18 protein-coding genes are annotated in these 19,355 nt (G+C 38.2%); 2 read left to right on the forward strand and 16 right to left on the reverse strand.

Annotated elements, in window-relative coordinates; translation table 11 throughout:
* Nucleotides 1-6: 6 nt before the first annotated feature.
* The 15 genes from M3P19_RS16980 to M3P19_RS06075 all read right to left on the reverse strand — a co-directional run bounded on the left by M3P19_RS16980 (nt 7) and on the right by M3P19_RS06075 (nt 17,336).
* Nucleotides 7-1,740 (reverse strand): carboxypeptidase-like regulatory domain-containing protein, encoded by a 1,734-nt coding sequence (locus tag M3P19_RS16980; RefSeq protein ID WP_249656728.1) that lies wholly within the window; start codon nt 1,738-1,740, stop codon nt 7-9.
* A 126-nt stretch (nt 1,741-1,866) separates the two neighbouring features.
* Complete coding sequence (locus M3P19_RS06010) at nt 1,867-3,216, reverse strand: M24 family metallopeptidase (protein ID WP_249656729.1); 1,350 nt, start codon at nt 3,214-3,216, stop codon at nt 1,867-1,869.
* 78 nt (nt 3,217-3,294) lie between these two features.
* Nucleotides 3,295-4,731: a vWA domain-containing protein gene (locus M3P19_RS06015; RefSeq protein ID WP_249656730.1), complete on the reverse strand. Its 1,437-nt coding sequence runs from the start codon at nt 4,729-4,731 to the stop codon at nt 3,295-3,297.
* Between the two features lie 55 nt (nt 4,732-4,786).
* The gene (locus M3P19_RS06020; RefSeq protein ID WP_249656731.1) at nt 4,787-5,902 is read right to left on the reverse strand and encodes an AMP-binding protein; all 1,116 of its coding nucleotides are present in this window, start codon (nt 5,900-5,902) and stop codon (nt 4,787-4,789) included.
* The gene (locus M3P19_RS06025; protein WP_249656732.1) at nt 5,880-6,818 is read right to left on the reverse strand and encodes a CPBP family intramembrane glutamic endopeptidase; all 939 of its coding nucleotides are present in this window, start codon (nt 6,816-6,818) and stop codon (nt 5,880-5,882) included. The genes M3P19_RS06020 and M3P19_RS06025 overlap by 23 nt, the downstream gene beginning before the upstream one ends.
* Nucleotides 6,809-7,861 carry an o-succinylbenzoate synthase gene (locus M3P19_RS06030; RefSeq protein ID WP_249656733.1) on the reverse strand — a complete coding sequence of 351 codons (1,053 nt, stop codon included), beginning with the start codon at nt 7,859-7,861 and terminating at the stop codon, nt 6,809-6,811. Before M3P19_RS06030 ends, M3P19_RS06025 begins: the two co-directional genes overlap by 10 nt.
* Before the next feature lie 50 nt (nt 7,862-7,911).
* Nucleotides 7,912-9,870: a histidine kinase dimerization/phosphoacceptor domain -containing protein gene (locus tag M3P19_RS06035; protein WP_249656734.1), complete on the reverse strand. Its 1,959-nt coding sequence runs from the start codon at nt 9,868-9,870 to the stop codon at nt 7,912-7,914.
* Between the two features lie 480 nt (nt 9,871-10,350).
* Entirely contained in the window at nt 10,351-11,106 is a 756-nt protein-coding gene (locus M3P19_RS06040; protein ID WP_249656735.1) for a LytR/AlgR family response regulator transcription factor, read from the reverse strand.
* A 33-nt stretch (nt 11,107-11,139) separates the two neighbouring features.
* Complete coding sequence (locus M3P19_RS06045; RefSeq protein WP_249656736.1) at nt 11,140-12,048, reverse strand: 1,4-dihydroxy-2-naphthoate polyprenyltransferase; 909 nt, start codon at nt 12,046-12,048, stop codon at nt 11,140-11,142.
* 2 nt (nt 12,049-12,050) lie between these two features.
* A complete protein-coding gene (locus M3P19_RS06050; protein ID WP_249656737.1) occupies nt 12,051-12,650 on the reverse strand; it encodes an SPOR domain-containing protein in 600 nt (199 codons plus the stop codon).
* 150 nt (nt 12,651-12,800) lie between these two features.
* Complete coding sequence (locus M3P19_RS06055; protein WP_249656738.1) at nt 12,801-13,631, reverse strand: CvfB family protein; 831 nt, start codon at nt 13,629-13,631, stop codon at nt 12,801-12,803.
* Nucleotides 13,632-13,718: 87 nt separating this feature from the next.
* Nucleotides 13,719-14,060 (reverse strand): DUF2853 family protein, encoded by a 342-nt coding sequence (locus M3P19_RS06060; RefSeq protein ID WP_249656739.1) that lies wholly within the window; start codon nt 14,058-14,060, stop codon nt 13,719-13,721.
* Nucleotides 14,061-14,100: 40 nt separating this feature from the next.
* Entirely contained in the window at nt 14,101-15,819 is a 1,719-nt protein-coding gene (menD, locus tag M3P19_RS06065) for a 2-succinyl-5-enolpyruvyl-6-hydroxy-3-cyclohexene-1-carboxylic-acid synthase (RefSeq protein WP_249656740.1), read from the reverse strand.
* Between the two features lie 43 nt (nt 15,820-15,862).
* Complete coding sequence (locus M3P19_RS06070; protein WP_249656741.1) at nt 15,863-16,933, reverse strand: chorismate-binding protein; 1,071 nt, start codon at nt 16,931-16,933, stop codon at nt 15,863-15,865.
* The gene (locus M3P19_RS06075; RefSeq protein ID WP_283777906.1) at nt 16,914-17,336 is read right to left on the reverse strand and encodes a PaaI family thioesterase; all 423 of its coding nucleotides are present in this window, start codon (nt 17,334-17,336) and stop codon (nt 16,914-16,916) included. The genes M3P19_RS06070 and M3P19_RS06075 overlap by 20 nt, the downstream gene beginning before the upstream one ends.
* Nucleotides 17,337-17,386: 50 nt before the next feature.
* On the opposite strand from M3P19_RS06075, the gene M3P19_RS06080 reads away from it, so the two are divergent.
* Together M3P19_RS06080 and M3P19_RS06085 are read left to right on the forward strand one after the other, a co-directional pair.
* The gene (locus M3P19_RS06080; RefSeq protein ID WP_249656742.1) at nt 17,387-18,034 is read left to right on the forward strand and encodes an alpha/beta hydrolase; all 648 of its coding nucleotides are present in this window, start codon (nt 17,387-17,389) and stop codon (nt 18,032-18,034) included.
* Nucleotide 18,035: 1 nt separating this feature from the next.
* Nucleotides 18,036-18,431 (forward strand): VOC family protein, encoded by a 396-nt coding sequence (locus M3P19_RS06085; RefSeq protein ID WP_249656743.1) that lies wholly within the window; start codon nt 18,036-18,038, stop codon nt 18,429-18,431.
* Here M3P19_RS06085 and M3P19_RS06090 read toward each other — a convergent pair.
* A complete protein-coding gene (locus tag M3P19_RS06090; RefSeq protein ID WP_249656744.1) occupies nt 18,424-19,350 on the reverse strand; it encodes a hypothetical protein in 927 nt (308 codons plus the stop codon). The genes M3P19_RS06085 and M3P19_RS06090 overlap by 8 nt on opposite strands.
* Between the last annotated feature and the right edge of the window lie 5 nt (nt 19,351-19,355).

Raw genomic sequence — 19,355 nt, forward strand, 5'->3', positions numbered from 1 at the left:
TGTTGATTAATTCAGGGCAAAAAGTTGTTGATTTACGTTCTTGGCACGTAACTTAAAAACCTTGATTTCCTTAGACTGGTTGGGTGTGTTGAAGTTTTTGTAGATTGTTGTCTTCAAATAAACCGGGGTAAGTCTTTTATTGCCCAAATATTTGATGTTTACTTTCCAAGTGCCACTCATTGGCTTGTAAATTAGATACTCTTCACTCGAATATCCTATTAATTTTTCCTCTTTAATTCTATCTGGGTTCTTATTTAACGAATGCGCCCAAGTGAACTCACGTTGTTCTGGGTTTACGAATTGGATATCAAATTCAGCTTCTCCGTCATTCCATTCAAAGACCAGTCTTGTGCCATCAAATTCTTCCTTACTAAATGGCATATCCTTCTGATATTTTGCCACCTGATTACCGTTCAATACTAGTAGATTATTGAAATCGTTGTTCATTACATCCATAAATTCATCGGACTTCCCCAACAATGCCTGATCCACCAAGTAACTGTAACGTGCATGCATGGTTGCAGACCTTCCAAAATCCCCAATATTGTAGTAACTACTCGCTAAATTCTTGTACGACTGAACATATGCAGGTCGCAATCGGAAAACGTCTTTGTAGACCTCTAGGGCAGATTTATGCATTCCCTGTGCTTCCATTTTATAAGCCAAGGCCTTTAGTATTGTGGCATCATTTGAGAATCGAGTCCATAACTCATCCCCTATTTTACGCGCCTGTTCATCATCGTTTAGTTCCGATGAAAAGTAGGAGAAACAATCCAAATAAAAATATGGGGAGTTCTTATAATTGGTTTCCAAATTTTCAAAAATCCCCCTAGCCTCTTTTCTATTCTGCGCTTTACCAATTTCCTCTAAATAAACTGGGGTTTCTAAACTTGATCCTAACACCACATGTTGATTTTCCAAGTAATGCTCTCGAAAGGCAACCGGACCAATTTCGTCTTTTTTCGGAGGTCTTTGCGGACTGGTATTGGCTATGGTTGTGTTAATAACCACTAATCCTCCGGCAGCTACGGTGCCATATTTTGCAAGCGCAACTGGTGAATTTATGATACCAATTCGCTCTATAGTTTCGATGGGAATGTAGGTAGGCGCATCAGCGATTATAAAACCATCCAATTCAAAGGCTGCAGGCCGAAATCCTGTTAGGGAATTAAAACGTCTTGGCAAGTAAAGCAGCGGTCTTGTTGGGTCGCTGCGGTCTACGCGCACGCCTGGAATTTTGTTTTCAATCATCGTCACCACATCAATGACAGCCAGATTGAAATCTTTATTGTCTATTATTCGTAATGAGTAACCTACCCGGTTCTTGTCTAGAATACCAAATGCAGTTTTAACCAAGTTCTTGTTCGTGTTGTATTCCAGTAGTAGCTCATTTTGCGTTTTTCGTTTAGTTTGCGTGATGACTACTTCATCCAATTCCTCCACATATTCAGAAAGGACAATATTCAAGAACTGGGTGACATCTTCAATGACGACTTCCACATTATCCTTTCCAGGATAAGAATACACTAATGTTTGTCCAACTTCAGCCTTGATTTTATAAACGCCATTAACATCTGTTTTAGCAGAAGCATCCGTTTCGGCAACTTGCACCGAAACATTGGTAAGTCGTTCGAATCCATCGGTAACAAAACCTTGAATTTGTTTTGATTGCCCAAAGGTCATCGAGACAGAAACCAGAAAGAAAATAAGGATGTACGAAGTGTAGTGATTAGATTTCATTGATTGATGATTTTAAAATTATATTTCAAGTTCGAACCAATACTCCTTAACAAATCAGTATCAGGTCTTGCTTAAATTTAAAAAAAAATCCGCAATTCTCCGTATAACGCCCTGATAGGCATTGCATTAATTTCCTTGATGGTGTTTTGGTCTTGGTATCAACAATAGTTCCGTTTGACGACCATTTACATATCTAAAACCGTCTTCTCCATAAAACCCCGCTTCTTCCAACATAACACGTATATCCCGCTTCCATTCTGGAATATGGACCGTGGTATTCAATTCAATGGCATATACGGTATTAGGATTAAGCGGATAGTTCTCTCCATCGTCCTTCATGACACCATCTTGTGCATCCCACATACCTATTGTTGTTCCTGCCGAATGACCATAGGAACCCAAAGGATGTGTATAAATGGCCGGTTTGAGGCCAACTGCCTTAGCATCCGACAAAGCTTTCGCCAAAATTTCATTTCCAGTTCTACCCGTGATCATATTTTTCGTCAAAAAATCCTGCACTCGATTGCCGTCATAAAGGGCATTTACCAAATATGAAGGGGCCGAGGTTTCATTAGGTCGTAGCACATAGGCCAGTTCCTGGCAATCCGTGTTCAAGCGTAGATAGGTAATCCCAAAATCACAATGCAACAAATCCCCAGGTTGGATTACCAAATCGTCCGGTCTGCCTGAAAACGAATACAAGTGGCTCACTAACTCCTCGCTCGTGCGTTGCACATCAACTGTAGGATGAAACCATGTCTCCAATCCCAAGTCCGTTACTTTCTGTCGCATCCACCACTCTACCTCAGTAGTTGTGGTGATTCCCGGTGTAATCACTTTTTCAGAAAATGCTTCAGCAATGATGTCATGCGTAACCTCCACTAATTGATCATAGATGATCATTTCACGCTCTGTCCTGGTTTCAATCCATCGTACTGCCAATTGCTCTGCCGATTGAATCTTGGAATGATAATTTTTAGGCAAGTTGGCCATAAAACCATCATAATCCGTCTTATCCAAACCATCGGCAATGTTATGATCTTTTGAAAAATTTAAACCAATAGTTGAAGGGTTGCGTTCTTCAATTAGCTGCATCAATCGTTTCCACTGGTCGGGTTCTTTTTCCTTATCCCATGCTGATTTTATGCTCTTACCTACATTGTAACGCGCAACAGCCAATCTATCAATAGTGTCTTTGTCCTTATTTCTGTAGAACAACAAAATGGTTCTCCTGCGTGCATTTAACCATTTGGCCGGTAGCATCGTTTTTAATACAGGGTCTTCGTTGTACTCGCGAGATATCAAAATCCACATGTCTATCCCGGTCTCATCCATAAGTTTTGGCAACAAGACACTAAATCGTTCTTCCAATAGCTCATCCACCACCCTGGCGCGTTCAACTTCAGGAAGGATTTGCTGCGCATTAGCCGTAAATGTGATGAAAATGATCAGTAGGAAGGTGTAGAATTTAGTCATGAATCTAAGTTTGCCTGAAAGTACATTTTTCAGACACAAAAAAAAAGTGCCCGAAGGCACTTTACGATTTGGCGAATTTTAGACCCTAGCATACTTTTTAACTATGCGAACAATTATATCATTTAACTTTTCAACTGAATAATCTTCTTTAGTTGGTTTTAAATGCTTATTTCCAATTCCACTGTCGTCTGTAAGGAAAACGTAAGTTCCGTTCGTAGATACACTAAAAAATCGCATCAAAAACTCTACAGTTTTATCCGCCCCACTTGCCACTACAGGAACTATTTTAACCCCCTTTTCCTGTGCAATTTTAATTTGTTTTTGAATCAACCCAACCGATTGCTCTGTAAGATGGGGAGGTGCATCTAACAAGAAAAACAGGAGTTTTGCTTTAGCGTTTACGTCCCAAGATTTTGACATTGATACCTTTAAAGCTTCATCTACTGCTTCCTGATAATCTCCTCCGCCATTTGCAGATTGTCGATTTAAGTTCCTCTGGACTTTTTCAATATCAGAATCAAAATCAAAATCCCTAGTTAGATATTCATCATTCACATCTCTATAAAAAGTCAATGCAACTCGTTTGCTACCAATATTATCATCTATACGATTAATAATATCACGAAGTTCTTCCTTCAAATAATCCATTTCATCACCCATTGATCCTGTAGCATCTATAGTAAACATAATGTCAACATTTTTGGCAACTGACTTTTCGTTTAATGTGAAATCCACGGTCTTAGCATTAGCATTTATTTTTTTACCATGGATTTTGCTATTATGTTGTACTTGTACATAATAGTATTCGTCCAATTTTCTTGAATGTAAATCTTTGAAAATTATCGCCTTACCAAATGCATCTGTCTTAGTTTTCATAATAGGTGAATTTGATGACGGATTATCATTGAAAACCTTAACACTTATGTTTGCTAAAGGTTCATTTTTGTTGTTTGCTATTGATACCTCTAATTTGTTTTCCAAATAAAAGCCCCAGTCCTCTTGAATTTTTTGATATTCCTTTCGCTTTAAGGTTTTCCTCCATTCTTGGAAATCTTGAATATCGTTGATTTCTCCTGCTGTCAAAATACCCGCACCGTAATTGCTTCCAACATACACACCACCAACTCTGCCACTTAATGCCTTGGATACACTGTACCCAGCAACAACAACTTCTTCCAACATCTCGGAATCCTCACTCATAACGACATTAATTATGGTGTTTTCGGTTACCGTTACGCGTTCAGTTTTCATCCCTAAATAGGTGAAAAATAATATTTCACCAATTTTTGCGGATATCTTATAATTTCCGTCAAAATCAGTATGGGTACTGTTATCAGTATCACCAACAGTAATAATTACGCCAGGTAAAGGAGTCTCTGTTTCATCAACAACTTTTCCAGTGATATTGATTTTTTGGGCTGACAAAGATGACACCGTAAAGAATAGAATAGAAAATAAAACTGAAGTTCTCATAATTGACATAGTTTTGAGGTTACGTTCCAAACCTATTTCCATTTATGAATCCATTCAATCGAAATTGAGTAAGCTATATCAAAATGCGGGTAAAAAGCTATTTAGAGTTAGTTTCATCTAAATGTGCAATTGTTGCTTTACGATCTACTTTCCCTGTTGCCGTCTCAACGAATTGAGTACAAAAAAGTATCGCTTTAGGCACCTCGTATCTATCCAATTCTTGAAAAGCCGTAATCTTTTCTGTAAGCGTTTGCTGCTCATTTGCAACTCCTTCTACCACCAAAATCAATTTTTGTCCCAGTGTTTCGTCTTGGACACCAGCAACAAAGAAACGTTTATGGATAACTGAAGCTAATTTTCGTTCTATGCGTTCCGGAATTAATTTAATACCACCTGAATTTATTATTAAATCGTATCGACCATTCCATTTAAACTGGCTTTCAGATTTCAATTCTACAATATCGTTGGTGGTTATTGCCTGAGTGGAAATTGAGGGAGCATCAATGACCAAACAGTTTCGCTCATCTTGGCTGATATTGACTTTAGGTAAAACCATAAACCAATTCTGGTTTTCAATGAGGCCAAGTAAGTTATTCGCAGGATTATTTAAGGGTTTTGCGGCGATATGGGTGACGGTTTCCGTCATACCATAGGTTTCAAAGGCCATGGTTTTTGAAGGCTGAAGCTTCATTTTCAGTTCTTTAGAAACCGGTGCGCCTCCAATGATCAACTTGGTTATTTTATCCAGTTTATGAACCGATTTTTCCACTTGCAAAGGAACCATCGCTACAAAGTCATAGATTTTATCAGATAATTCCAACGGACTGGACGACGGTTGGACATAGTCCAATTCCAATCCTAATACAAAAGCTCTTACCAGCATCATCTTTCCCGCAATACCGGAACACGGCAAGCATAACAGTGACCTGTTTTTTGATTCCAACTGAAAAAAATCTCCAGTAGCCAATGCTGAATTGACCATGTGCTCCTTAGCTAGACGGATTTCTTTGGGTGTTCCTGTAGAACCTGAAGTATTAACGATACAATAGGGCTGTTCCAAACACCAATCGACAATAAAATCCCCTATTTCCTGTTCAAAGGGAACACCTTCTTTTATCAGACTGTATCCTACCTCCGGCAACTCATTAAATTCATAATGAATGCCGTTAAGTTTAAAATCGGGATGTGTGTTACGCCACTTGGGAGTTTTCATCTGTAAGGGCAACAAATTCTTCTTTACTTGTCACACGACCAAACAATCTATCCTTCCAATTCGTCCATCTATATTTCTTTCCAAAGACAAACAATAGTACCGGATACACCACAAGGATAGGAACTAACACGTCCCAGCCCATTGCAGGTTCTGAAATGTCCTTATAAATGGAATTAGTTTGGAACGCCGTCCATTCTGCTGTAACCAACAATGCGGTTATCAGATTGTTCGCAGCATGGAAGCCAAGTGCAAGCTCCAAGCCTTCATCCATCAAAGTTAGTATGCCAAGAAATAATCCTGTTCCAATGTAATAGACCATTATTCCCATGCCCAACTTCTCCACTTCAGGATTCGCTATATGCATCAACCCAAAAAGCGCAGAGGTGACTACTAAAGGAATCCAACGCGTTTTTGTGGCAATACCAAGACCTTGCATCATATGCCCCCTAAAAAGGTATTCTTCAAAACTGGTCTGCAGTGGAATCAATAAAATTGCAATTACCGCTAAGCTTAGGAATTTACCTAAGTCAAAATTAAGCACATAATCGTCTGGTGATAGGAATATGTCCAACCCTGTCAGTGCTATGGTAATACCACCCCAAAGACTAAAAGCAAATAGCATACGTTTCCAGTCAATCTTTTTTCGTGAAGTGGTCAAAGACGTAATGTTCTGTTGATGTACCAACCAAGTCCAGCCCAATACCACAAACAATCCAAAAGCCAATGGCATCAATGCGGCAATCAATACAAGATTGGAACCCCATTCTTCTATAAGTTGGTGCATGGCATCCTCAACACTCACCGGCGAGTTTATCGTTAGAATATAGTTAACGGCCATTAGGCCAATGAACCCTATGGGAAGAAATAAGTATTTCCAGAGTCCTATTTCTCCTTTGTACCCTTGTTCTATATACATAAATCTTGTATTAATTTAGATTTCCATTCTTTTTGATTCCGGTAAAACAATTTACCATTGGACACCTCCAAAGGAGATTCAAAATTATTGGTGAACAAACTACCCGTACCCAAACCTTGTGGTATAATTGTTTCCAATGTGTATGTCCACTGTGCTATGGCATTAAGACCTATATTGCTTTCCAAAGCGCTTGTAATCCACCAGCCAATTCCATTTGTTTCCGCAATTTCAATCCATTGCTCGCTTCCCATAAATCCTCCAACCAAACTTGGTTTCAATATAATGAAATGCGGTTTTATGGTTTGTAGCAATTGTTCCTTTTCCGTTACATTAAAAATTCCTATCAGTTCTTCGTCCAGTGCTATTGGTAATTTAGAGCGGTTGCAAATATTGGCCATTTCTTGCCATTGTCCTGCTTTTATAGGTTGTTCAATGGAATGCAACTGAAACGAATGAAGCATATCCAGTTTTTGCAGGGCTTCTTTGGGATCAAATGCCCCGTTTGCATCCACTCGTAATTCAATCTGATCTTTGGAAAATTCTTTGCGAATCAACTCCAAAATGGCCATTTCCTTTTTAAATTCAATCGCACCAATTTTCATTTTGATGCAATTAAACCCTTGCTCCAGTTTTTGGTGCAACTGTTCCAACATATAGGTTTCATCACCCATCCAAATCAATCCATTTATGGCTATTGACGCTTCTTCCGAAGTAAACCTTGAGGGGAATAGCTCGAATGTATCCACCGCTTCTAAAGAAATCAAAGCTTGTTCCAAACCGAATTGAAGCGATGGGAATTCCATTAAATGGTGAAGTAACACCGTTTTATCCAAATGGATATTCTGGCAAAGCCATTGCAACTTTTCCTCATAGTCATTGCGGTCATCCACGCTAAGTCCACGTAATATACCGCATTCACCAATGCCCTGTTTCCCTTGGTTTTCCAAAATTAAAAACCAAGTTTCCTTTTCGGTCATAACTCCCCGTGAAGTTCCACTGGGTCTTTTAAAATTGAGGATGTACTTTTTGTAGGTAGCCTTCATGACTTGGTTTCAAATTTAAGCTTTTGAAACCAATTTTGGCTGAAATCGGATTAGCTAAAATTGAACCAGAATCGTACGCCTTCGCTTGCCTTATCTATGTTCAATTTTGACTGTAATTGATTTACCAATCGGTTCATTAATCGAATACCCATTGAAGAATGTGCGCGTTCATCAGCATCATCCGGAAGCCCTACACCATTATCAGTGTACTCAAAGTAACCTTGTTCTCCATTCTTTCGTAAATGAATGTAAATCTTACCATTTTCATCATTTTCCGGAAACGCATATTTGAATGAATTTGAGACCAACTCGTTCAAAATCAACCCAAAAGGGATTGCACGATCAATGTCCAATTCAGTTCCCTCAGCATCAATGGTGATACTTATATTATGCCCACCTTTTTTGTAAACGGATTGTACACTATTGATCAAACTCTCAATGTAACCTTGCATTTCGATCACGGATAGATCATCATTCTGATAAAGTTTTTGATGGATCAAGGCCATGGCCTTTACCCTACTTTTTCCTTCCTCCAGAGCTTCTATTGCGGATTTACTGCGGGTATTTTTAGTTTGTAAACTCAACAAACTGGATACCATCTGCAAATTGTTTTTCACACGGTGATGGATTTCCTTCAATAGGGAATCCTTTTCTACCAAAGCATTTTCAATGATATGCTTTTGTTCTGCAATCAATCTTTGGTTTTTGATACTTTTCAAATAGGCATAGACTAGACCAGCAAACCCAAGTAACGTAAATATGAGCGATATGAATACAAGGTTTATTCGTTCATCCTTTGCTTTCATTTCGCTCCGTGCCAATTCGTTGATTCGTTTTTGCTCATCAATTAGGCGTTGTGAGTTTTCCAAGTCTTCATTTGCAACAATGGTGACCAATTGTTGTTTAATGATTGAGGATTGTTTAACCGCCAATGAGTCCTTTATACGCTCGTTTCGCTTATAGTAGGTAGCTGCACTGCGGAAGTTTTCAATTTTATCATAATAAGCTGCCAATAGACTATTTCTTTTGATACTCTGCAGCATGCTTATATTCTCAAAGTCGATATCCAAACTTCTTTTTGCATCTCTATATCGCTCCAATTGTATGTTGGCATCCGCAAGGTTCAGGGTGTTATCAATTATCTCACCTTTATGCATCTTATTGGATGAAGAATTCAGTATTTCTATACTATTTTCCAAAAGAGGAATCGCTTCTTCATATTGACTGAGCAACACATGGCATTTCCCAATATTTCCTTCTATTTCAGCTTTTAAAAGTTCACTTTCAAAAAGTTGCTCTTCTGTTTTTTCTTTGGAAATATCATTGATAAAGACATCGAGATAGGCTTTTGCCTTTTTAAGCTCGCTCAAAGCAGTGGGTGCAGAATTATCCAATCTTAAATAATTTCCAACCTTGCTGTGGTATTTGGCCAATCCATAGGAATCATTGTCCGCAATGGTTGGCTTAACCTCCATAATGTATTGATTCCGAGCTTTACGATGTAGCCCTAGATTGCTGTAGATATCATAAAACGCAACGTTGTCTGTGTAACCCAGTTCACGTTTTTGTTTTCGAATTTCAATTTGTTTGTCATAGAGTTGAAGGTTGGAATAATTGTCGTCCAATACATCCAAAACCCTTTTTCGGGCACTATTCTGTAAATCGTCCTTTTGCCCATACAATTCCATCGCCAATGCTACACTTTTATCATACTCCCCCAGGTCATTATACAATTGGGTTTCCATGATTTTATAAAGGGCGATTGCCGTTGTATCGCTAGTTTTTTGAGCATTGGACAAATACACTTTCACCGTATCCAACCAATCGTATGCAGAGTTTATATTATATCTGTTTACGGAGTTGAAAAACACCTCAAAACGATTTTGGGAACCGTTCGTATTCTGAAATTCGGTTAAAACACTTACCTCATCAGTGTCTGAGGTTTGAGCAGAAACGTTCAATAACAGTACAAAAAATAAAGCTGTGATTAATTTGAGGTTATGCATCATTGATTGAACGGGTAGTGCTTGTGAAGATTTCGGATTTATACTCTAATTCTGTTATTTGTCGTTTAGTGACTCTACTATTTAAACGTAGGAATCCAAACAAAATTAAATCCATTCCAAAAGACTTGTTCGGTATTGTTGTGAAAGTGCCGTTTTCTGTTGTGAAACCCATCCGAGCGTATGCAAACACACCTTTTACCGATGTTTTGTGCATTTCATGGAGTAAGGTAATGTACTATAAACTGTTCCAAACCAAAAAGGTCCTGCCGAAACCGACAAGACCCTTTTACGAGAACACTATATGAAAATGAAAAAATTACTTTTCTTAATTAATTACACTGCTAAAGTACAGGCAGGGTTTCAATGAACGAAACTATTGTTGTGAACTCATCCAAAGTTGTGGTAATCGGAATATCAGGTAAGGTGATATAAAAAAAGTGCCCTAAGGCACTTTACTTTATTACAATAGTCGCAGGAATCTATTTAGCTGTTCATAGAGGAAATAATAAACTCTTTAAAATCCTTTGATATCGGAATCAAATTGTTATTGATCATTATATCCTTTGAATTGATTGCATCAATATGATCTACATTGACTATGTAAGACTTATGTGCTCTGTAAAATTTATTTTTAGGTAACTTTTCCAGATAGTCCTTTAATGGCGAACGTACCAAGAACTTTTTATCAACCGTATTTACCTCCAAATACACATTATCAGCTTTTATAAATTGAATATCGGTAAACTGAATTCTATAATACAAATGCTGTTTCTTCACAAAAATGGAATCCTTTAAAACAGAATTGGAGGTAAAGGTGTCACCTTCATTTCCGGCAATCTCCTTGCTTTTCTCTTTTCTCGAATAATCGAAATTGGATAATGCTATTTCAATGGAAGTGTACAGGTCTTGTTGCTCAAAGGGTTTTACTAGGTAACCATCAGGTTTTACTGTTTTGGCATTCTCAACTGTGGCCCTATCCGAGTTAGAGGTAACAAAGATGAATGGAATATTGTAAACGTCCCTAATATGTTTTCCTAGGTCTATTCCTGTTTTGTCTGATGCAAGAATAATATCGATCAGAACAAGGTCTACATGATTGTTCTTAAGAACTTCAACTGCCTGTTCGTAAACGATTACATTGTCAACAATTTCATACCCAATTTCCTCGAGCATGGATTGCATATCATCTGCAATTATTACGTTATCCTCTACAATAAGTATTTTAATGGGGTGTTCCAAATTGACTAATGTTTAGTGGGTTGTAAATCAAAATTACAAAAAAAACTTAACTGAAATTAAGAATAGAAGGGATAGCAAAAAGGTACTTAGCGCTAATTTTTTAAGTTCACTATCCAACATTATTGGCTCTTTTGTTCGCATTACTTTTATCAGGTGAATGAAAACAGGAACAAACGCCAAGAGGTAAAACCAATTGAAAGGTCCATCTATTTTTAACCAAGAAAAGACAAGAAAAGATAAAAAAGAAACGATTATCAGGAAGAAATGATAACGTTTACCATTTTCAAATCCCATTTTCACTACCAGCGTGTTTTTACCATGTTTCTTATCAGATACTATGTCTCTTAGGTTATTGAGGTTGAGAACGCCAACACACATCAATCCTATTGCCCCTGCTGGTAAAATAGATTCCCAGTTTAAAAACTTGGTGTATAAAAACAAACTGCCTAATACGCCCAATAGTCCAAAAAAAAAGAAAACAAAAACATCGCCTAAACCTTTGTATCCATAGGGATTGGAACCCATCGTGTATTTTATTGCCGCCCAAATACTGAATATACCAAGTATTGAGAAAAGCAAAATGTATTTCAAATTCTCAATTCCGAACGCCACATAAATCAATGCTAACGCCAAGATCAGGCTAAGAGCTACAGCGATGATTATCCCGGTTTTGAGATCTTTGCGGGATATGGTTCCACTTTGTAGTGCGCGTGCAGGCCCAATTCTATCTTCGTTATCTGTTCCTTTGACACCATCCCCATAATCATTTGCAAAATTGGACGTAATCTGAAATGCAATAGTTGTGAGTAGTGCCAAGATAAAGATGGTGGAATTAAAATACCCATGAAAACTCGCCAAAGCGGTTCCAACTATAATACCCGATAAAGAAAGTGGAAGCGTGCGCAGTCTTGCGGCTTGAATCCAAGCTTTGATGTTGCCCAAGATTAGTAAGGATCTTCTATTTGGACTCTTTTACCATCTTGATAGGACGCTACAAACGCATCTGTGAAACCCATATTCACCAATTGCCGCCTAAAAGTTTGTGCTTCACCCAAGGTTTCGAAATTTCCTAAGGAATAGGCGTAAAAAGGATTGGTTTTTACAAAAAGGGTGTTGGTCAACGCTTCAGAAGCTAAAGTCACATTGTTATCCACAAAGGATTTAACCTGTACAGAATATATCTTTTCCTTTTCCAAGAAAGCTTTTGCGAGGTAAAATTCACTTACCAAGCTCAACTCTTCATTTTGCAGTTTAAGATTGTCGATTCTAGTTTTGATTGCATCCAAGCTATCAATGGATACCAACAGGTTATTTTGATTTTCGAATGAGTTCTTGCTGCTCAATCCAGCCGTGAACGAAGTAATTGCCAAAGTCCCAACTACAAACAAGGCGGTAAAGCCCAAAAGTATATTACGTTGTAGTTTGATTTTACGTAAATCTTTATTCTTATACTTTATTTGATCTAATAGTCTTTCATTGATAATTTGGGCTTTATCAATGTCTTTGTGTAGATCCAATAAATCACTTTCCTCTATAAATGGCATTCAGTAAATTCTAATTTCGTATTCTAGCTAAATATATAGCTGTCAATAAGTTAATACACAGTATTACAAATGTATAATTTTTGGTGAAAGAAAAAAACGCATCGGTATGAAATCCTTCAACAAATTGGCAACATATTTCTTATTGAAAATTTAGGTCAGATAGATACCATCATCCTTAATCACGATTTTTCGTTCTTTATACAAAGTACCTATGGCTTTTTTGAATGCTTTTTTGCTTAAATGCAACGCTTCCTGAATTGCTTCGGGACTAGATTTGTCATGCAGACCCAAAAAACCGTTGCTCGTTATTAATTTTTCCAAGATAATTTGAGCTGTAGGTTCCAACATCTTGGCACCAATTGGCTGTAAGGATAAATCAATTTTATTATCCTCCCTCACATTTTTGATGTAGGCTTTCATGCGGTCGCCAATTGCTATTGGGCGGAACACATCACTGTCAAAAATTAGTCCTTTGTGCGCGTTACCTATTATGGTCTCCCATCCTAAAGGGGATTTCCGCGCAATCAAAATATCAACCTCTGCATTAGTTGTGAAGTCAACTCCATCATTGGAAAGAAATTTATTGATTCTAGTGGAACCAGTCAATCTAAATGATTCTTCATCTAAATAACAATACACCACATAGGATTTACCTTCTTCCATCCGAGTTTGTTGTTCACGAAACGGCACCAATAGATGTTTTTCCAAACCCCAATCCACAAAAGCCCCATATGCACCTACTTCAACTACCTTTAAAAAAGCAAACGAATTACGTGTAATCAATGGAGTCAAGGTTGTAGCTATTGGCCGTTCTGAACTGTCTAAATAGCAGAACACTTGCAAATCCATATCAATTTCAAAATCTTCGGGAACATACTTATTGGGCAGAAGAACTTCTGTTCCTTCCCCATCACCCAAAAAAAGACCAATTCTCGTACTTCTCAGGACTTTTAGTGTATTGTAATTTCCTAGCACTATCATTCGGCAAATGTAGTCCTTAATTTGTGGGTATAAAAAAACCGACTCCATGGATTCCACTAAAGCCGGTTTTACAATTAAATCTTTCTTCTAATTATAGACAGATTGTTTTCCAAATTGTTTACAAAGCATATAGTAAATTACGGCTCTATGCTTGTTTTTGTCTGAACGTCCATACTTGTCAATGACTCCATTTATGGCGTCCATCAATGCGTCACTGTCATCCAATCCCAACTTATTTATAAGATAGTTGTTCTTTACCGTATCCAACTCCTTTTCATCTGATCCCGATACCTTAGAAGCATCCAAATTATAAATGGAAGGTCCCAAGCCTATGGTTACTTTGGTCAATAAATCCATATCCGGATTTTCACCAAATTTATCCTTGATGTCTTGCGCGTACTTAACGATTAATTCATCTCTTTTACTCATGGTCAATGGTTTGTTATTTATGGTTAATCAACAATGAAAACTAAGATATGAAATCGAAATAGTCAAGCAAAATTTTGTTGTTTAATGCCCTTGGGGTTAGCACCTCAAGTATTTTAGGTTGCTCGGATTTTTCGAAGAATTCAGACAGGGCATTTTCCAAGGCATTCTTGGTTGCAACCTTTTTATATTCAAATTGATACATAGCGGCAAGATGTGAGGCCTCTCGACTGTGTTGGGTTTCAAAGAAGGTAGAGAATTCCTCAGTTTCCTCAAACCCAGGCAATATCCTAAAGATACCTCCTCCCGAATTGTTGATTAAAATTATTCTAAAGTCTGATCTGATATACTGGTTCCAAAGTCCATTGCTATCATAAAAAAAACTCAAATCACCCGTTAGTAAAAGTGTTGGATTGTCATGATGAATTGAAGCACCTATTGCGGTGGAAGTACTGCCATCTATACCACTAGTCCCCCGGTTGCAATAAACCGCCAAGGAGGAGTCCATTGGAAACAACTGTGTGTAACGTACTGTTGAACTATTGGCCAAATGTACCTGGTACGATGTAGGTATGGCCTTTTGGATAACATTAAAAGCTGCAAAATCAGAAAATGCTATTTTTCCGAGATATTCTGTTCGCTTACGCTCATAGTCTGACTTGGTTTTCAACCAATCTTTTTGATAACCACTAGCTACAACTTTTGTGTCGGAGTACAACGCTTTGACGAACAGGTTGAAGTCCATTTTCACATGATCAGTCAAACAGAAAAAAGTGTCGTAGGCTTTTTTGGGATTAATGTGCCAATGCTGTTTCGGCTGATACGTTCTTAGAAAAGCCTTAATCTTTTTGGAAACGATCAAGCCGCCAAAAGTAATTAGCACCTCAGGTTGTAATTTTTGGAAAAGCACTTCTTGATTGGTGGACTTTTCAATTGGAGCTATAATGCTATCAATGCTAGGAAAAAAGCGCTCATGGTGAACGTTGGAAGTTGTTTCCGTAAAAACGATAACACTTTCATCAGTAGCAAGCAAGTTCAAGATTTCCTGTTCAATATGGTTGGGCGGATTAACGCCGACCAAAACCATTTTCTGACCGGAACCTTCCCAAATACGTTTGAATTTGTTCCAATCAACTATGGTATCTTCCTTATGTACGTCTTCTTCGTGCAATGGAATATGTACGTCTTGATGATCGGTCAAACCGTAAAGCGGCTCTTCAAAGGGTATGTTGACATGGACAGGTGATGAGGTCTCTATGGCCATCCGCAGCGCCTTACCAAGCTCACGCTCATTGTAGCCTTGAATCGATAATTGAGATTCGGCTATTTTATTTGGTCTACTATGTGCAGCATCCTGCTTTAGGTTTGCAGAATACCCAATATGCTTTTCAAAAATATTTTCTTGGCGAATGGTCTGTCCATCTCCAATATCTATTTTGTCGCCCGGTCGGTCCGCTGAAACCACGATAAGCGGAACATCACTGTAAAACGCCTCAGCTACGGCTGGATAGTAATTCAACATTGCACTACCCGAAGTACATACAACAGCAACAGGCTCTTTTAGCTGTTGCGCCATGCCTAATGCAAAAAAGGCCGCACAACGTTCATCAACTATGCTATACGAATTGAAATACGGATTCTTGGTAAATCCCAAGGTAAGTGGGGCATTTCGTGATCCTGGGGATATTATGATGTTTTTAATCCCCCAAGATTGAAAGAATAAGACCAGCGTTTGAGCGGACGGAATGTTTGAATACATCATGGTTTACAAAAATACGCCCCAATGGGTTTATGACCTAACTAATTTAGATGTCATCCAACAAGATATTGAGCATTGTACGACTTTTGTTTTGTGTCTCAATCCATTCCTTTTCGGGTTCCGAGGCATCCGTGATCCCACCACCAACAAATAAGGTTGCTATACCCCGTTCCAATTTCATACATCTTAAGTTGACATACAGCGCGATATCGCTTGGGCCAGAAATATTTATTTCGCCTAAAAAGCCTGTATAAAATGTGCGATCGTAACCTTCGTTAGCATTGATAAAAGCCTTTGCCTTTGCTGTTGGGATACCGCAAACAGCTGGGGTTGGATGTAGCGCAGAAACTACTTGGTCAATGGTCGTATCTTTGGCCATAACTGCATGTACTGAAGATTTCAAATGCCAGAGATTACCTGCTCTAACTGATTCGACCTTGTCCAGGGTCAAGGAGTCTGTTAAATCGGAAAGTTGTTCTAAAATATACGTACTAACCATTTCCTGTTCCACAATTTCTTTAGTACCCCATTGTGGCGAAATACCAGAAATATGAGGTAAGGTTCCTGCCAATGCCATTGTCTCTATCCTATTGTCAGCAATTTGAACCAATGATTCTGGCGTTGCACCGCACCAAAACCCAAATTGTGGATGATAAATCAAATAACAAAAAGCACTGCCATACGATTTCAACAAGGTTTCAAATACGGTAAAAGCGGATTCATTAAAAGGTTCTTCAATTTTACGTGAGAGCACTACTTTTTCCATGCTCCCTACTTCAATTTCATCAATAGCCTTTTGCACCAGATTTATGTGGGAAACCCTCCCCTTTTCTGACAAAGCTCTGGTGGACTGTTGAACCAGGGAAGCATCCATATATTCGGTACATTCTACCTTATCTGCCTTTATTAAAAGTGCGTTATCGGCCCAATTGAAAGGTGCAAATACAAAGCCTTGGGTATTAAAATCGAGTTCGTACTTGGTACTATCCTTTTGAATTACGGCAATGACCTTTTTTTCATCCGGTTTTCGAAATATGGCAAATGGTTGCCCATTTTCAGCGCATTGGTCTAACTCATCAAGTACGCTTTGAAATTCCCTATTTTCTTGGTAAGGCAATAGTAGTAAGTTTACAATTGGAAATTAAGTCTCCTTCTTCGTTGGTGATTTTTATTTCCCATAATTGGGTAGTTCTGCCCTTATGGATAATTGAGGCCTTTGCAAAAACAAAACCTTCACGAATGGATTTGACATGGTTAGCAGAAATCTCAATGCCTCTCACAAAAAATTCTTGCCCATCCAAGAAAACATAACTAGCCGCACTACCAACACTTTCAGCAAGTGCAACTGATGCTCCACCATGCAAAACACCATCTGGCTGGTGCACTTTTGCGGTCACCGGCATACGAGCCACTAAATAGTTCTCTCCTACATCAACATAGGTGATGTCCAAAGTTTCCATAAGCGTATTCTTGCAGATGCCATTGCATACTTCAAGAATCTTGGCTTTGTGTTCATTCATACCTGTAATTTTCGTAAAATTACGCAAAGGTATCGCATTATAGAAAGTTTATGGGTTCCATTGAGAAGAAGGTCGCTTACACGACCCAAAACACGTATGAAACATTGAATCAACTCAATCCAAAGACCAAAAATGTCTGGTTGATTTTTCATGGAATGGGTTACTTGAGTCGCTATTTCATTCGGTATTTTTCAAAACTTGATGCTAAAGAAAACTATATAATTGTACCCCAAGCTCCTTCTAAATATTATTTGAAAGATGAATTCAAGTATGTGGGAGCAAGTTGGTTGACCAAGGAAAACACTGCTATGGAAACCGCAAATGTTTTGAACTATGTGGATGCTGTGTTTGAATCGGAACAAATACCAGAAAATGCCAATCTAATATTGTTTGGTTTTAGTCAAGGTGTTTCCATCGTGAGTCGATGGATGGTAAGTCGGAAAATAACATGTAGTAGGTTGATTTTATATGCTGGAAGCATTCCTAATGAACTTCGGCAAAAGGACTTTGCTTTTATGGATTTGGGTTCTTCTAAAATCAAACTCGTTTACGGTTCCACCGATATTTATCTTACACCTGAACGAAGGCAAACGGAATTGGATAAAGTAAATGCATTGTTTGATGGAAAAGCAGAGATAATCAATTTTGAAGGCGGCCATGAAGTGAAGCCCGAATTATTGGAAGAAATTATTTTATAAAATGAACGAAATCAAAAGACAGTTGAGCAATGTTTCCCTTGTAGTGAGGGATTATGACGAAGCAATAAAGTACTATGTAGGCGTTTTAAACTTCGAATTGCACCAAGATGTTGATTTGGGGGACGGTAAAAGATGGGTGGTTGTAGGACCTAAAAACGCGGAATGTGGCTTGGTACTTGGAAAAGCTGTTGGTGCAAGACAAGAATCTGCCATTGGTAATCAAACTGGCGGTAGGGTTTTCCTGTTCTTACATACTTCCGATTTCTGGAGTGATTATAAATCAATGAAAACCAAGGGTGTTATCTTTAAGGAAAAACCTAGAGAAGAAGCATATGGCACCGTGGTGGTTTTTGAAGATCTATACGGCAACCTTTGGGATTTACTGGAACTTAATTAGGTTCTTGGCTTTCTTCTATTTCTTCAGGTTTATAATACGCTATCCTTCTGGTTGAATAGGTATTATCCGGGGTGACGATTTTTTTTATCCAGTTCTTTTCCGGATTGCTGTCAAATTGGAAGATAAACTCCTTGACGGCAACAGCATTAGCGGTTTTTGTAGTTACCTTTTCAAGAATTCCCTCTGCATCGTATTCATAGATCAACTTTCGTTCAGACTGAAACTCCTTTTCAGAAACATTATAGGCAAAGTACTCCTCTGAAGCTAAACGCCCATCATCATGAACCGTTTTTTCACAGGCTTTGTTAGGCTCGCCATCAATGAAATCTTTGGTAAGCTCAATTTTAAGGTACCCTTGCACAGTTTTCTTTTCAGAAGTACGAATTGATTTTTCCAATATCCCGTTGTGCAAATAACTCGTGGTAAGTTCATTTTTATACGGTTCATATTGTACGGTGCTTTCATCTACACCCTCTGCGTTGGAAGTCGTTATCTTCACCAATCGATTTTCTTCATCAAATTCATATTCCTGTTGCTCTAGGAACTCTTTATCGTAGGAAACAATCTTTTCATATAGCTTTTGTGGCTGCAAACTATCCCTAGCGTAAAAATTTACCATCGACGTCGAAGCATCCAACATATTGTCCTTGTAACTTTCCATCCTTTTTTCCACAAGATGGTCGTTTTCATACTTAAAGTAGGTAATGTCCTGGTCTGTTTCGTTGTATTGAGTAACCGTTTTAATCAAATAGCCTTGCTTATCAAATTCAAAAAGCTCACGACCATAATCCGTAATCACAAGGCAGGATTTCACAGGACCAACTAAATCAAAATCCTTAACTGTAAGCAATTGGATTTCCTGCCCATTGGTTGGGAAATTCATCAAAAGCAGTAAAACAATTAAGTATCTTCCTATCATACTTC

The organism is Flagellimonas spongiicola, assembly GCF_023502425.1.
Taxonomy (GTDB): Bacteria; Bacteroidota; Bacteroidia; order Flavobacteriales; family Flavobacteriaceae; genus Flagellimonas; species Flagellimonas spongiicola.

What these genes read in the sequence shown, in the direction of transcription:
- M3P19_RS16980 (WP_249656728.1), bottom strand. Translation starts at nt 1,740, where the DNA reads ATGAAATCTAATCACTACACTTCGTACATCCTTATTTTCTTTCTGGTT.
- M3P19_RS06010 (WP_249656729.1), bottom strand. Translation starts at nt 3,216, where the DNA reads ATGACTAAATTCTACACCTTCCTACTGATCATTTTCATCACATTTACG.
- M3P19_RS06015 (WP_249656730.1), bottom strand. Translation starts at nt 4,731, where the DNA reads ATGGAAATAGGTTTGGAACGTAACCTCAAAACTATGTCAATTATGAGA.
- M3P19_RS06020 (WP_249656731.1), bottom strand. Translation starts at nt 5,902, where the DNA reads ATGAAAACTCCCAAGTGGCGTAACACACATCCCGATTTTAAACTTAAC.
- M3P19_RS06025 (WP_249656732.1), bottom strand. Translation starts at nt 6,818, where the DNA reads ATGTATATAGAACAAGGGTACAAAGGAGAAATAGGACTCTGGAAATAC.
- M3P19_RS06030 (WP_249656733.1), bottom strand. Translation starts at nt 7,861, where the DNA reads ATGAAGGCTACCTACAAAAAGTACATCCTCAATTTTAAAAGACCCAGT.
- M3P19_RS06035 (WP_249656734.1), bottom strand. Translation starts at nt 9,870, where the DNA reads ATGATGCATAACCTCAAATTAATCACAGCTTTATTTTTTGTACTGTTA.
- M3P19_RS06050 (WP_249656737.1), bottom strand. Translation starts at nt 12,650, where the DNA reads ATGCCATTTATAGAGGAAAGTGATTTATTGGATCTACACAAAGACATT.
- M3P19_RS06055 (WP_249656738.1), bottom strand. Translation starts at nt 13,631, where the DNA reads ATGATAGTGCTAGGAAATTACAATACACTAAAAGTCCTGAGAAGTACG.
- M3P19_RS06060 (WP_249656739.1), bottom strand. Translation starts at nt 14,060, where the DNA reads ATGAGTAAAAGAGATGAATTAATCGTTAAGTACGCGCAAGACATCAAG.
- menD (WP_249656740.1), bottom strand. Translation starts at nt 15,819, where the DNA reads ATGATGTATTCAAACATTCCGTCCGCTCAAACGCTGGTCTTATTCTTT.
- M3P19_RS06075 (WP_283777906.1), bottom strand. Translation starts at nt 17,336, where the DNA reads ATGAATGAACACAAAGCCAAGATTCTTGAAGTATGCAATGGCATCTGC.
- M3P19_RS06080 (WP_249656742.1), top strand. Translation starts at nt 17,387, where the DNA reads ATGGGTTCCATTGAGAAGAAGGTCGCTTACACGACCCAAAACACGTAT.
- M3P19_RS06085 (WP_249656743.1), top strand. Translation starts at nt 18,036, where the DNA reads ATGAACGAAATCAAAAGACAGTTGAGCAATGTTTCCCTTGTAGTGAGG.
- M3P19_RS06090 (WP_249656744.1), bottom strand. Translation starts at nt 19,350, where the DNA reads ATGATAGGAAGATACTTAATTGTTTTACTGCTTTTGATGAATTTCCCA.